The sequence below is a fragment of the Glycomyces salinus genome (assembly GCF_016428645.1).
Lineage (GTDB): Bacteria > Actinomycetota > Actinomycetes > Mycobacteriales > Micromonosporaceae > Glycomyces > Glycomyces salinus.
On sequence record NZ_JAELXW010000117.1, the window covers coordinates 17,281 to 29,340 of the forward strand.

Annotated in this window: 11 protein-coding genes; 8 read left to right on the forward strand and 3 right to left on the reverse strand. The window is 71.2% G+C overall.

All coding sequences use genetic code 11. The annotated features are described in order from the left end of the window. The first annotated feature begins 8 nt into the window (after positions 1-8). The 3 genes from JFB92_RS21985 (at position 9) to JFB92_RS26730 (ending at position 2,551) form a co-directional block, all read left to right on the forward strand. The gene (locus tag JFB92_RS21985) at positions 9-629 is read left to right on the forward strand and encodes a trimeric intracellular cation channel family protein (protein ID WP_307789247.1); all 621 of its coding nucleotides are present in this window, start codon (positions 9-11) and stop codon (positions 627-629) included. Positions 630-778: 149 nt separating this feature from the next. After that, a complete protein-coding gene (locus JFB92_RS21990; protein WP_199043659.1) occupies positions 779-1,735 on the forward strand; it encodes a sigma-70 family RNA polymerase sigma factor in 957 nt (318 codons plus the stop codon). A 129-nt stretch (positions 1,736-1,864) separates the two neighbouring features. Beyond that, positions 1,865-2,551 (forward strand): metal-dependent transcriptional regulator, encoded by a 687-nt coding sequence (locus JFB92_RS26730; protein ID WP_199043660.1) that lies wholly within the window; start codon positions 1,865-1,867, stop codon positions 2,549-2,551. Positions 2,552-2,784: 233 nt separating this feature from the next. On the opposite strand, the gene JFB92_RS22000 is transcribed toward JFB92_RS26730, so the two are convergent. From JFB92_RS22000 to JFB92_RS22010, 3 genes are read right to left on the reverse strand one after another with little or no spacing between them, the layout of a single operon-like run. Further along, a complete protein-coding gene (locus tag JFB92_RS22000; protein ID WP_199043661.1) occupies positions 2,785-3,423 on the reverse strand; it encodes a hypothetical protein in 639 nt (212 codons plus the stop codon). Beyond that, a complete protein-coding gene (locus JFB92_RS22005; RefSeq protein WP_199043662.1) occupies positions 3,420-4,187 on the reverse strand; it encodes a sulfurtransferase in 768 nt (255 codons plus the stop codon). The genes JFB92_RS22000 and JFB92_RS22005 overlap by 4 nt, the downstream gene beginning before the upstream one ends. A 10-nt stretch (positions 4,188-4,197) precedes the next feature. Beyond that, positions 4,198-4,638, reverse strand: coding sequence for a deaminase (locus JFB92_RS22010; protein ID WP_199043663.1), 441 nt, complete (start codon positions 4,636-4,638; stop codon positions 4,198-4,200). Positions 4,639-4,776: 138 nt separating this feature from the next. Between JFB92_RS22010 and JFB92_RS22015 the strand changes: the two genes are divergently transcribed. The 5 genes from JFB92_RS22015 to JFB92_RS22035 are packed head-to-tail and all read left to right on the forward strand — an operon-like array spanning position 4,777 to position 11,969. Continuing rightward, positions 4,777-6,132 carry a GlnX family signal transduction membrane protein gene (locus JFB92_RS22015; RefSeq protein ID WP_199043665.1) on the forward strand — a complete coding sequence of 452 codons (1,356 nt, stop codon included), beginning with the start codon at positions 4,777-4,779 and terminating at the stop codon, positions 6,130-6,132. After that, positions 6,129-7,088 carry a glutamate ABC transporter substrate-binding protein gene (locus JFB92_RS22020; protein WP_199043667.1) on the forward strand — a complete coding sequence of 320 codons (960 nt, stop codon included), beginning with the start codon at positions 6,129-6,131 and terminating at the stop codon, positions 7,086-7,088. The genes JFB92_RS22015 and JFB92_RS22020 overlap by 4 nt, the downstream gene beginning before the upstream one ends. An 11-nt stretch (positions 7,089-7,099) precedes the next feature. Next, positions 7,100-9,445, forward strand: coding sequence for a serine/threonine-protein kinase (locus JFB92_RS22025; RefSeq protein WP_199043675.1), 2,346 nt, complete (start codon positions 7,100-7,102; stop codon positions 9,443-9,445). A gap of 14 nt (positions 9,446-9,459) precedes the next feature. Continuing rightward, positions 9,460-10,530 (forward strand): PP2C family protein-serine/threonine phosphatase, encoded by a 1,071-nt coding sequence (locus JFB92_RS22030; protein WP_199043677.1) that lies wholly within the window; start codon positions 9,460-9,462, stop codon positions 10,528-10,530. Further along, positions 10,527-11,969: an FHA domain-containing protein gene (locus JFB92_RS22035; protein WP_199043684.1), complete on the forward strand. Its 1,443-nt coding sequence runs from the start codon at positions 10,527-10,529 to the stop codon at positions 11,967-11,969. Before JFB92_RS22030 ends, JFB92_RS22035 begins: the two co-directional genes overlap by 4 nt. The last annotated feature ends 91 nt before the right edge of the window (positions 11,970-12,060 follow it).

A 12,060-nucleotide genomic window follows, 5' to 3' on the forward strand; every position in this document is an offset into this window, starting at 1 on the left:
ACGCCTGGGTGGAGCCTTTCTCTCTGACCCTGGTCGCCGAGCTGGTCGGCACGGCCGTGTTCGCCGCCTCGGGCGCCTCGGCGGCCGTCGGCAAGCGCCTGGACCTGTTCGGCGTGGCCGTCATCGGCGTCATCACCGCCCTCGGCGGCGGGGCGATGCGAGACGTGCTCATCGGCGCGGTCCCCCCGCTGCTGCTGACCGACTGGCGCTACCCGGTGGCCGCCGTGGCGGCCGCGCTGGCCGTGTTCTGGCTCCACCCTGCACTCTCGCGGCTGCGCACGACCATGCTCGTGCTCGACGCGGCCGGACTGGCGCTGTTCACCGCGGTGGGGACCGCCAAGGGCCTCGACTACGGGCTGAGCGTCTACGCGGCTTGCATCGTCGGAGTACTCTCCGGTGTGGGAGGCGGCATCCTCCGCGATGTCCTCACCCGGGAGATACCGGTGGTCCTGCGCGCCGACTTCTACGCGCTGGCGGCCACGGTCGGGGCGATCATCGTCGCGATCGGGGCCAGGTGGGAGTCGCGGATCGGCGAGCTGTCGCTGATCGCGGCCGGCGCGGTAGTCGTCTTCGTTATACGGCTGGTTGCCATCAGGTATCGCTGGGAAGCCCCGAAACCGAAATTCTGAGGCTGTATCCCGGGTTCGTGCCACCCTTCCCACTGAGGGATCCCATTCGCCGATTTCCGCTGCAAGCTGGTAAATCACACCGGCCCGGCGCCCTCCGGACGGTGCGGAACCACCCCAAGCGAGGGACAGCAGCGAAAGGCGAACCAACGATGGCACCCGTCGACAGCATCCGTCAGCGGCCGGCCCAGCGCGCCGCCGAGTACTCCGGTGACCCCGTCCGCGCCTACCTCAACGGCATCGGCAAGCACCGGCTCCTGACCGCCTCCGAGGAGGTCGAATGCGCCAAGGCGATCGAGGCCGGCCTCATCGCCGGGAAGCGCATCTCCGAGACCACCGATCCCGACCTGCGCGGCGACCTGGCGAAGATCGCCGCCGAGGGCCGCGCCGCCAAGCAGCGGATGCTGGAATCGAACCTGCGCCTGGTCGTGAGCGTGGCCAAGCGCTACTCCGGGCACGCGATGAGCCTGCTCGACCTGATCCAGGAGGGCAACCTGGGCCTGATCCGGGCGGTCGAGAAGTTCGACTACCAGAAGGGCTACAAGTTCTCCACCTATGCCACCTGGTGGATCCGGCAGGCCATCAACCGGGCCGTCACCGACCAGTCCCGCACGATCCGCGTCCCGGCCCACACCGTCGACCAGATCAAGCGGATGAACCGGGTGCGGCAGGAACTGGTGGCCGAGCTGGGCCGCGAGCCGCGCTACGAGGAGATCGCCGAGGCCATGGAGACCTCGCCGGTGAAGGTCCTGGAGCTGATGAGCTACGACCGCGAGCCGGTGAGCCTGGACCAGACCGTCGGCGAGGACGACTCGACCGCCCTGGGCGACCTGGTCGCGCACATGCCGCGCAACCAGGCCACCGAGGAATCGGTCTCCTACGCCCTGCTGCGCCGCCACATCGCCTCGGTCCTGGCCAGCCTGCCCGAGCGCGAGCAGACCGTGCTGCGGCTGCGCTTCGGCATCGACGACGGCCGCCAGCGGACCCTCGAAGAGGTCTCGGCCGATTTCGGGCTCTCCAGGGAGCGGGTGCGCCAGATCGAGAAGAACGCCCTGCACCGCCTGCGCCAACCCGACTACGCGGGACGGCTCGCCGACTATGTGGCGTGACCGGGATATATCATTGTCTTCGACAGGGGGTCTGGCGGCTACCTGACCCATTCCGTTCCGGAAGCCGAGCCGATATACGGCTCGCAGGCTTCGGCAAGACGGGAGCGGACCTAACGAAGGAACGAAGCTGTGACCACGGACCTCGTCGACACCACCGAGATGTATCTGCGGACCATCCTCGAGCTCGAGGAGGAGGGTGTCCCGGCCCTGCGGGCCCGGATCGCCGAAAGACTCGAGCAGAGCGGGCCTACGGTCTCCCAGACCGTGGGCCGCATGCAGCGGCACGGGCTGCTGAACGTCAAGAGCGACCGCCATCTGGAGCTGACCGAGGAGGGCCGCAGGCAGGCGGTCTCGGTGATGCGCAAGCACCGGCTGGCCGAGCGGCTCCTGGTCGACGTGATCGGGATGTCCTACGTCGAAGCCCATGAAGAGGCGTGCAAATGGGAGCACGTCATGAGCGACTCGGTCGAGAAGCGCGTCTACGAGCTGCTCGAACACCCGACCCGCTCGCCCTACGGCAACACCATCCCGGGGCTGGAGGAGCTCGACTCCGAGGCGCGGGAGACCGACGCCGACGGCGACGAGCGCCCGTTGAGCGTGGTCGCGCCGGGCTCGAAGGTGCGCGTGACGCGCCTGTGCGAGTCGGTGCAGACCCACCCGGACCTGCTGACCTCGCTGCACGAGGCCGGGGTCGACCCCGGCGCGCAGGTCGCGATCGACCGCGTCGAAGGGGAGATAGTCATCAACGGGGACGGCCGGACCCTGCGTCTGGCGGTCGACGACGCCGCGAAGGTGTTCGCCTCGCCGGTCGAGTGACCGGCCGGGCCCTGCTCCGCACCAAGGCGCCCTCCCCGTCCTTTCGGGCGCGGAGGGTGCCTGTGCGTTCTAGGGCCCGTTTAATAACCCCGACCGGGCCGTATCCGGCCCATTCGCCCGCTCACTGCGTTGCCAGGCAGCCCGGTTACAACCCCGGTAGCCGGACTACCTTCCGCCTTGCGAGCGAACAAATGGACTCGGATACGACCTCGCCCGGAGCTATTAAACGGGCCCTAGTCCTCTTCCGAGGCGGCCGAGTTGATCGAGCGGGCCAGCTCGGTGAAGCCCGAGACCAGGTCCTCGACCGCGGCCGGTTCGGTCTCCTCGGGCGTGGTGTAGCGCAGCTCGTAGATGTCGCCGTCGTCGTACCAGCCCATCTCCAGGGCCGGTCCCGCGCCGGTGTCCTCGGTGTGCACGATCCAGTAGGCGACCTCGCCGAGGTCGTCGACGCTCTCGGCGCCGTCGGAGAGCTCGTCCTCGTAGATCTCGGCGCCGGCCTCGGTGCCGATGATGAACAGGGTCAGGTCCGGGTAGGCCGCCTCGCCGGTCTGCACCGCGCAGGTGGCCTGGTCGGGCACGTCCGACTCGTCCTCCTCGGCGGCCTCCTGGTCGGCACTGGTCGGGGCCCCGGAGGCGAAGCGGAACTCCTCGCCGGTGGTCGAGTCGAGCAGCTCGGAGTCGATGTAGGGGCAGGCGCCCTCGGCGTCCTCGAGGTTGAGCTCGACCGGCCCGGTCTCGTCCTCGGAGGGCGATTCGCCGTTGGCGGCGGTCTCGACCGGATCCTCGTCCGAGGGCTCGTCAGGGTTCTCCTCGCTGCACGCGCCCATCGCGAGCAGCGCGGCAGCGGCGGCGGCCGCGGCGATCCTTCTCATCGTTCCTCCCCGGTGGCGACCCGGCGGCCGCGCGAGATCCAGTCGCTCCACGAGCCGATGTATACGGGCGGTACGGCATCGCCGCCGGCCGCCACCGCCAGCGCGGCCTTCGACGCGGCCACCCCCGAGCCGCAGTAGAAGGCCGCCTCGGCGTGCTCGTCGTAGCGGGCCCGGGGGCCCATCGGGACGTTGACCGCGCCGGGGATGTGCCCGGCGACGGGGTCCATGGGTTCATTCTCGCCCCGGAAGCGTTCGGGTGCTCGGACATCCACCAGGTCGCCTCCGGAGGCCGCCGCGGCGGCCCCTTCGGCGTCGAGGACCGGCAGGGCCCCGGGCCGGACGGTGAGGTCGCCGCGCTCGGGCTCGACCGGGCCGATCTCCAGGCTCCGGCCGCTCGCGGTCCAGGCGGGTAGGCCGCCGTCGAGCACGAACGTCCGCTCGTGGCCGGCCCAGCGGAGGGTCCACCAGGTGCGGGCGGCGGCCAGGCCGTCGCCGCCGTCGTAGACGACCACGGTCGAGTCCTCCCTCACGCCCGCCTCGCGCAGCGCCTCCTGGAGGTCGCCGGGGTCGGGCAGGGGGTGGCGTCCGCCGACGGGGCCGGCGGGGCCGCACACGCGGGTTTCGAAGTCGAGCCAGACCGCTCCGGGGAGGTGCCCTTCGCGGTATTCGGCTTCCTGGGGCGGCCCGCCCAGCGTCCATCGGACGTCGAGCAGGACCGGCCCTTGTATCGCGGCAACCTCGTCGGCGCCGATCAATGGCCTCATGGGTTTCAGGCTATCGGAGGTGTGCGTTGGGCCTTTCGGCCGCCGCCGCGAACTCGGGCATGACCTCGACCCGGATGCCCGCTTCCCGCAGGAGGCGGTCGCCGCCGGGCGAGTCGACGAAGTGCTCGGGTTCGGGCAGGGCGTAGACGACGCGGGCGACGCCGGCCTCGATGAGCAGCCGCGCGCACGGATCGGGCCGGGAGGCGCGCCTCCCGCACGGTTCCATGGTCGAGTAGACGGTGGCTCCGGACACCGGTCCGGCGGCGCGGCGCAGGGCGACCTCCTCGGCGTGGTCGGCCGGCTCCTCCGCCCGCGAGTGGCCTTCGGCGGCCAAGCGGCCGTCGACTACTATCACCGCGCCCACACTGAACGCCGTGGTCGAGGGCGGGCACTGCTCGGCCTGCTCGATCGCCCGCGCCATCCAGCGGGCGTCAGATTCGGAGATCGGCACGTGCTCAATCTACAACGCGCGGCGCGCGAGGACGGGCGTCGCGGGCCTCGCCGCCTCACGGCGACGCCTGCGGAGCCGTAAATTGCCACGGGCCGATACCATGAGGGCTGCCCCCGCGAGACCTGCTGAGAGGTGAAGTTGACCGTCCAGTCCCCTCCCGCCCCGCCACAGGCGTCTCCACCGAAGACGCCGGGCGCCCCACCCGGAGATTCATGGGTCTCGCGCGCCCTGGCGGCCCTGCGGCACACGCCCGGCCAACTGCGCGGCCTGCTGACCGTCCTGGTCGTCCTGATCCTCGGCGCCGGTGTCACCGGCATGACCGCGATCCTCGGCAAATCCGCGGTCATCGAGCAGACCACGAGCCAGTCCGGGCGCCTGTCGGTGGCGGCGCTCCAGCTCTACCAGGCGCTCTCGCAGGCCGACGCGACCGCCGCCAGCTCGTTCCTGACTGCGGGGACGGCCTCGGACACGGTCCGCATCACCTACCAGGAGGCGCTGCGGGACGCCTCGGTGGCGCTGACCACCGCCGCCGGGGAGGTCGAGACCACCGAGGACGCCCAGCTGGTGGCCGAGATCGACGCCCGCCTGCCGGTCTACACCGGCCTGGTCGAGTCGGCGCGCACGTTCAACCGGCTCGGCGAGCCGGTGGGCGCGACCTACCAGAGGCAGGCGTCGACGCTCATGCGAGCCGAGATGCTCCCGGCGGCCAACACGCTGCAGAGCAACGCGATCGGTGATCTCGGCGAGGCCAGGGACGACGCGGCGTCCTTCCCGTGGATCGCCGCCGCGCTCGGGGTGCTGACGCTGGGGGTCCTGGTCTGGTCGCAGATCTGGCTCAGCCGCAAGACCAACCGCGTGTTCAACCTCGGCCTGGTGGGGGCGACGGTGGCGATGATCGGCTTCGCCGGGTGGCTGGCGCTGTCGGCGCTGGCCTCGGCCAGCCACACCGAACGCTCGCACGAGGAGGGCGCCGACCCGCTCGAGCTGCTCTCGGAGGCCCATATCGCCGCCCAGCAGGCCCGCGCCGAGGAGTCGCTCCTGCTCATCGCCCGCGGCGAGGACGGCGACGCCGCCGACCGCTACGCCGAGCAGATGACGCAGCTGACCGGCGAGGGCGGGCTGCTGGAGCAGCTCAACGACTCGTTCGGCGACGACTCGGGCCTGTCGGGGCCCCTGGCCGAGGCCGATGAGTCGGCGTCGGCCTGGAGCGACGGACACGACGAGGTCATCAAGCTCGCCCGCGAGGGCTCCTACTCCGAGGCGGTCGACATGGCCGTCGGCGAGGACGAGAACAGCCTGGCCACCTCGTTCGACCAGCTCAACGAGGCGTTGACCGAGGCCACCGACATCAGCGCCGAGCGGTTCGTGGGCGCCACGGCCGACGCCGAGCGGTCCCTTTCCGGTGCGGCGGCGGGACTGGCGGTCCTGGCGCTGCTGGCGATGGTCTGCACGGCGATCGGCATCCAGCTGCGAGTGGCGGAGTACCACGCATGATGAGACAGAAGATCCAGTTCGCCACCGCCGCGGCCGCCTGCCTGCTGCTGGCGGCCTGCGCCACGCCCTCCGACCCGCCGCCTCCGGACGTGGAGGTGCCGGTGCCGCTGCCCGAGGGCATCGACTTCGACCCGGACCTGAGCACCGAGCCCCCCGACGACAGCTGCGACCCGCTGGCCTCCTACCGGCCCGGCTCGGTCACGGCCGAGGAGGCCCGCGAGACCCTGGCAGAACCGGACCTGGTGCGGATCGGCATCAGCCAGTCGACCAACCTGATGGGCTACCGCGACCCGGTCAGCAACGACCTCTCGGGGTTCGACATCGACATCGCCCGCGAGATCGCCGAGCGGCTCATGGGCAGCGCCGACGCCGTCCAGTGGGTACCGATGACCTCCTCGGAGCGGGAGGAGGCGGTCAACTCCGAGCGGGCCGACTTGGTGGTGCGCACCATGACCATGAACTGCGAGCGCTGGCAGGAGGTGGAGTTCTCCACCGAGTACTACCACGCCGGGCAGCGGCTGCTGGTCCAGTCCGAGTCGGGCATCGAGGGCCTGGAGGACCTGACCGCGGACCACCAGGTGTGCACCGGCGAGGGCTCGACCTCGCCGGGGAACATCAACCGGCTCTCCGAGGCGCAGCCGGTGACCGTCCCCGACTTCAACGACTGCCTGGTGCTGCTCCAGCAGGGCGTGGTCGACGCGATCACCACCGACGACACGATCCTGGCCGGCATGGCCGTTCAGGACCCGACGCTCGCGGTGGTCGGCGAGCCGTTCTCCGAGGAGCCCTACGGGATCGCCTTCGCCAAGGGCAACACCGAGCTGGCGCAGTACGTCAACGGCGTCCTGGAGGACATGATCGAGGACGGCACGTGGGCTGAGATCTACGAGCGGTGGCTGGCGACCCCGCTGGACCAGCCGGACCCGCCGCCCGTGACGACGACCTACCAGGATTGAAGGTTGAGGCCATGAGCGACCAGCAGCCCGACCACACCATGCGCTACGGCGTCGATCCGTCCCGGGGGCAGGTCGAGTCCGAGGCGGAGTCGGACACGCTGCGGGTGCGCAAGAAGCTCACCACGCCGCCCGCGCCGCCGCCCGGGTACTCCCCGCAGCCGGTATCGGGGGCGCCGCAGCCGCCGGTGTCGCAGCCGGTCTCCCAGCAGGTGCCGATGACCGGCAGCGTCCCGTCCCCGCCTCCGGCCCCGTACCGGGCCCCCGCGGCGCCGCTGCCGCAGCCGATCACCGGGCCGGTCACCCGCTCGACGACCTCCAGCTCCCGGCAGCGGGGCGGCCTGTCGGACATGCCGCCGGTCGAGCCGCGCGACCCGGCCGAGGCGGTCATGGACAGCCCGCAGGTGCCCGAGCACAAGCGGTTCTGCGGCTCGTGCGGCAAGCCGGTCGGCAGGCCGCAGGCCGGCCGCGGCGGAAGGGTCGAGGGCTTCTGCCCGTACTGCCGCTCCCGCTACTGGTTCACCCCCAGTCTGGCGCCCGGCGACATCCTCTCGGAGCGCTACGAGATCCTGGGCGCGATCGCGCACGGCGGACTGGGCTGGATCTACCTGGCCAACGACAAGAACTTCGCCGACGACCTCACCCAGCGGTGGGTGGTCATCAAGGGCCTGATCAACACCACCGACGAGGACGCGATCGAGGCCGCCATCAACGAGCGGCGGTTCCTGGTCGGCATCGACCACCCGAACGTGGTCAACATCCACGACTTCGTCACCGCGGCCGATCCGCGCTCGGGGCAGCTCCAGTCCTACATCGTCATGGAGTACGTGGCCGGCAAGTCCCTGCGGGACATCCGCGACACGACCGATGAGGAGGGCAAGCGGGAGCCGCTGCCGCTGGAGCAGGTCCTGACCTACACCGCCGAGCTGCTCCCGGCGTTCTCGTATCTGCACGACCGGGGCCTGCTGTTCTGCGACTTCAAGCCGGACAACGTTATCCACGTGGAGACGTGGCTCAAGCTCATCGACCTCGGCGCGGTCCGCCGCGTAGACGACGAGGAGTCGGCCGTCTACGGCACGCCCGGCTACTCGGTGCCCAACGACGAGATCCTCTCGGTGGGCCCCTCGATCACCTCGGACCTGTACACGATCGGCCGCTCGATGGCGGTGCTGTCGCTGGACTTCAAGGGCTTCACCGGTGAGTTCAAGGACTCGTTCCCCGCCGCGGCCGACACGCCGCTGTTCCAGCGGTTCGGCTCCTACCACCGGCTGCTGCTGCGCTCCTGCGACGTGGACCCGCGCTCGCGGTTCCAGGACGCCGACGAGATGCGCACGCAGGTGCGCGGCGTCCTCCACGAGGTCCAGTCGATGCGCCTGGGCGAGCCCAAGTTCGAACCCTCGACACTGTTCAGCGGCGAGCAGGCCGTCTTCGGCGAGCCCGACGTCGAGCGCGACCTGGCCCAGGTCGGCGACCACTTCGAACTCGCCCACGCCCTGCCGACCCCGATGGTGGACGTGGCCGACCCCGCCGCGGCCTTCCTGGCCACCCTCCAGGGCACCGACGCGGCCACCATCCTCGCCGAACTGGCCGCCGCGCCGGTCCAGAGCCCGGAGGTGCAGCTGCGCCGGGTGCGCACGCTCCTGGCCGTCGGCGACCTGCCGCAGGCCGCCGCGGCCCTGGACGCGTTCGCGGCCGCCGAGGGCAACACCTGGCAGGTCACCTGGATGCGCGGGATCGTCTCGCTGCTGGCGGCCGACTTCCACACGGCCGCGGCGCACTTCGACGCGGTCTACTCGCACCTGCCCGGCGAGCTGGCCCCGCGCCTGGCGCTGGCCGCCTGCGCCGAGGCCGCCGGGAGAGCCGACCTGGCGCTGCCGCACTACACCCGGATCTGGTCGTGCGACCACCGGTTCGTCTCGGCCGCCTACGGTCGGGCGCGCCTGCTGGACGCCGAGGGCAACTCGACCGAGGCGATCAACGCCCTGCACCAGGTGCCCAAGACCTCCTCGCAGTACGGGACCGCCCAGACGGCCGCGATCCAGACCTCGCTGCACAGCCGCACCACCCCGCCGAGCCTGATGGACCTCCACCACATGGCCCTGCGGCTCGACGAGCTCGGGCTCGAACCGCGGCGGCGGAACCTGGTCGCGACCCGCATCCTGCACTCCGCGATCGACCTGGTCCAGCGGGCGGGCCCGGCCGCCGCGCCGACGATCTTCGAGGCCCGCCCCGAGGAACGCGAGCTGCGGACCGCCCTCGAGAAGGCCTACCGTAGGCTCGCCCACACCTGCACCGACCGCGAGGACCAGGTCTACTACTTCGACCAGGCCAACCGGCACCGCCCCCGGACGATGTTGTAGCGAAGGAGCCGACCATGCAGCCCTCACCGACTGCCACCCAAGGCCCGGCCAAGCACTGCACGGCCTGCGGGCTCGCCGCCGACGTCGGCCGCTACTGCGAGGTGTGCGGCGGCGAGCTCGAGGAGCACGAGCAGGTCGCCGAGACCCCCGCCTGGCTCTCCTCGGCCGCGACCGAGGACAACCCGGACCACCCCGGCGGCTCGGACGACCACGCCGCGTTCTCGCTTCCGGGCGTCGGCGCGGCCACCGACGTGGGCAAGCGGCACCACTACAACCAGGACTCGCTGGCGATCGCGCTGGCCGAGGACGGGCGCAAGATCACAGTCGTGTGCGACGGCGTCTCGGGCGCCAGCGACTCCGAGCGGGCGTCCCTGGCGGGCGTCGAGGCGGCCGTGACCGAGATCAGGCAGGCCCTGGGCGAGGGGCTGTCGGCCGAGGACGCCTCGCGCCGCGGCGTGACCGCGGCCCACCAGGCGGTGGCCGCGGTCGGCAAGCAGTACCCGCAATCGCCGCCGTCGTCGACGTACGTGTCGGCGATCGTCGAGGGCAACGAGACCGTGCTGTGCTGGGTCGGCGACTCCCGGGCCTACTGGGCCGGCGAGAAGGAGGCGAGGTGCCTCACAGTCGACGACACCATCCACGCGCGGCTGGAGTACCAGGGCGTCGACCCCTCCGATGAGCGGTACAACAACCCGTACGCGAAGGCACTGCTGGCCTGGCTCGGCGCCGATGCCCCCGCACTGAATCCGAACCTTCTCCGGGTTGCACTCGACGGCGGACATGTCGTAGTGTGCAGCGACGGTCTGTCACGATATTTCTCGGACGATGCGGACCTGTTGCCCCTGCCGGACGGCGGTGTTGGCGACAAGGCTGTAGCGTTGACACGACAGGCGCTCGCACATGGCGGGCACGACAACATCAGTGTCGCGGTTCTGGAGCTCGAATCCCCCGGTTCAGTCCAGGTCGAAATGCATGAGCAGGAACATGCCGACCCGGGTTCCGGTCAGGACGAGGACTCCGCTTCGCCGGACGACGTCGCCGGCGAAGCCGATTACACCGAACTGCTTGGAGGGGGAAGACCTTGACCTACCAGCCAGCCTATCCCGGCGGCGGGGCCCCACAGCCGGGCGGCTACCAGTGCGCCTGCGGGGCATTCCCGCAAGGGCAGTTCTGCGAGCAGTGCGGCACTCCGAACCCAGCCTGGCAGCAAGGCGGCCAGGCCCCGCAGTCGCCCGCGGGCTTCGGCCAGGGCTACGCGCCGAACGACCCGTACGCCCAACCTCCGCAGCAGGACCCCTATGGGCAGCCGCCGCAGCAGGATCCGTACGGCCAGCCGCAGCAGCCCGGCGGCTACGGCCAGCAGGATCCCTACGGGCAGCAGCCGCAGCCCGGCGGCTACGGGCAAGACCCCTACGGCCAGCCCCAGCAGGACCCTTACGGGCAGCCTCAGCAGGATCCCTACGGGCAGCAGCCGCAGCCCGGCGGCTACGGGCAGGACCCCGACGGTCAACCTCAGCAGGACCCCTATGGGCAGCCGCAGCAGGATCCCTACGGGCAGCAGCCGCAGCCCGGCGGCTACGGGCAGGACCCCGACGGTCAACCTCAGCAGGACCCCTATGGGCAGCCGCAGCAGGATCCCTACGGGCAGCAGCCGCAGCCCGGCGGCTACGGGCAGGACCCCGACGGTCAACCTCAGCAGGACCCCTATGGGCAGCCGCAGCAGGATCCCTACGGGCAGCAGCCGCAGCCCGGCGGCTACGGGCAGGACCCCTACGGCCAGCCCCAGCAGGACCCCTATGGGCAGCCTCAGCAGGATCCCTACGGGCAGCAGCCGCAGCCCGGCGGCTACGGGCAGGACCCCTACGGTCAACCTCAGCAGGACCCCTATGGGCAGCCGCAGCAAGACCCTTACGCCCAGCAGCAGTACGGAGGCGCTCCGGCCTCGGCGCCGCCCGCGCCGGTCTCCGAGCCGCCCGGACCGCCTCCGGGCGTCCCGGCCGCGCCGTTCGGCGCCCCGACCTCGGCGCCGCCCTCGGCCCCGTCGACCGGCGGCTTCAGCGTCCCTGACTCCCAGCCGCACGACGTGGCCTCGAACTACGCCGCCCCCGGGCAGCAGACGGCCACCCGCTGGGTGGTGGCGGCAACGGCCGACCAGGGCTACTTCAACAAGGTGGCCGCCTCGGACGGCGCCTCCCAGCTCCAGTACCCGTCGTTCGCCAAGCCGCGGCGCTTCCCGATGGACAGGCCCGAGCTGACCATCGGCCGCTACAGCGCCAAGCGCGGCGTCACTCCGGACATCGACCTGTCCGGCGACGTGGCCGACCCGGGCGTGAGCGCCCAGCACGCCAAGCTGTTCTCCAAGCCGGACGGCTCGTGGACGATCATGGACGTCGGCTCCTCGAACGGCACGTTCCTCAACGGCTCGGACGAGCCGCTGGCACCGAACATCGAGGTGCCGCTCGGCGACGGCTCATACCTCAACATCGGGGCGTGGACGCGTCTGACGATCCACTACGAAGGCTAGAAGTTCGGAAGGGCCCGGGGAGCGACTCCCCGGGCCCACTTCCGTCTACTCCCAATGCCGTTCGGTTAGGGGTCTGCGTAGACGATGATGT

Coding starts and splice junctions, on each gene's coding strand:
- JFB92_RS21990 (WP_199043659.1), top strand. CDS start 779: ATGGCACCCGTCGACAGCATCCGTCAGCGGCCGGCCCAGCGCGCCGCC.
- JFB92_RS22000 (WP_199043661.1), bottom strand. CDS start 3,423: ATGAGAAGGATCGCCGCGGCCGCCGCCGCTGCCGCGCTGCTCGCGATG.
- JFB92_RS22005 (WP_199043662.1), bottom strand. CDS start 4,187: ATGAGGCCATTGATCGGCGCCGACGAGGTTGCCGCGATACAAGGGCCG.
- JFB92_RS22020 (WP_199043667.1), top strand. CDS start 6,129: ATGATGAGACAGAAGATCCAGTTCGCCACCGCCGCGGCCGCCTGCCTG.
- JFB92_RS22025 (WP_199043675.1), top strand. CDS start 7,100: ATGAGCGACCAGCAGCCCGACCACACCATGCGCTACGGCGTCGATCCG.
- JFB92_RS22030 (WP_199043677.1), top strand. CDS start 9,460: ATGCAGCCCTCACCGACTGCCACCCAAGGCCCGGCCAAGCACTGCACG.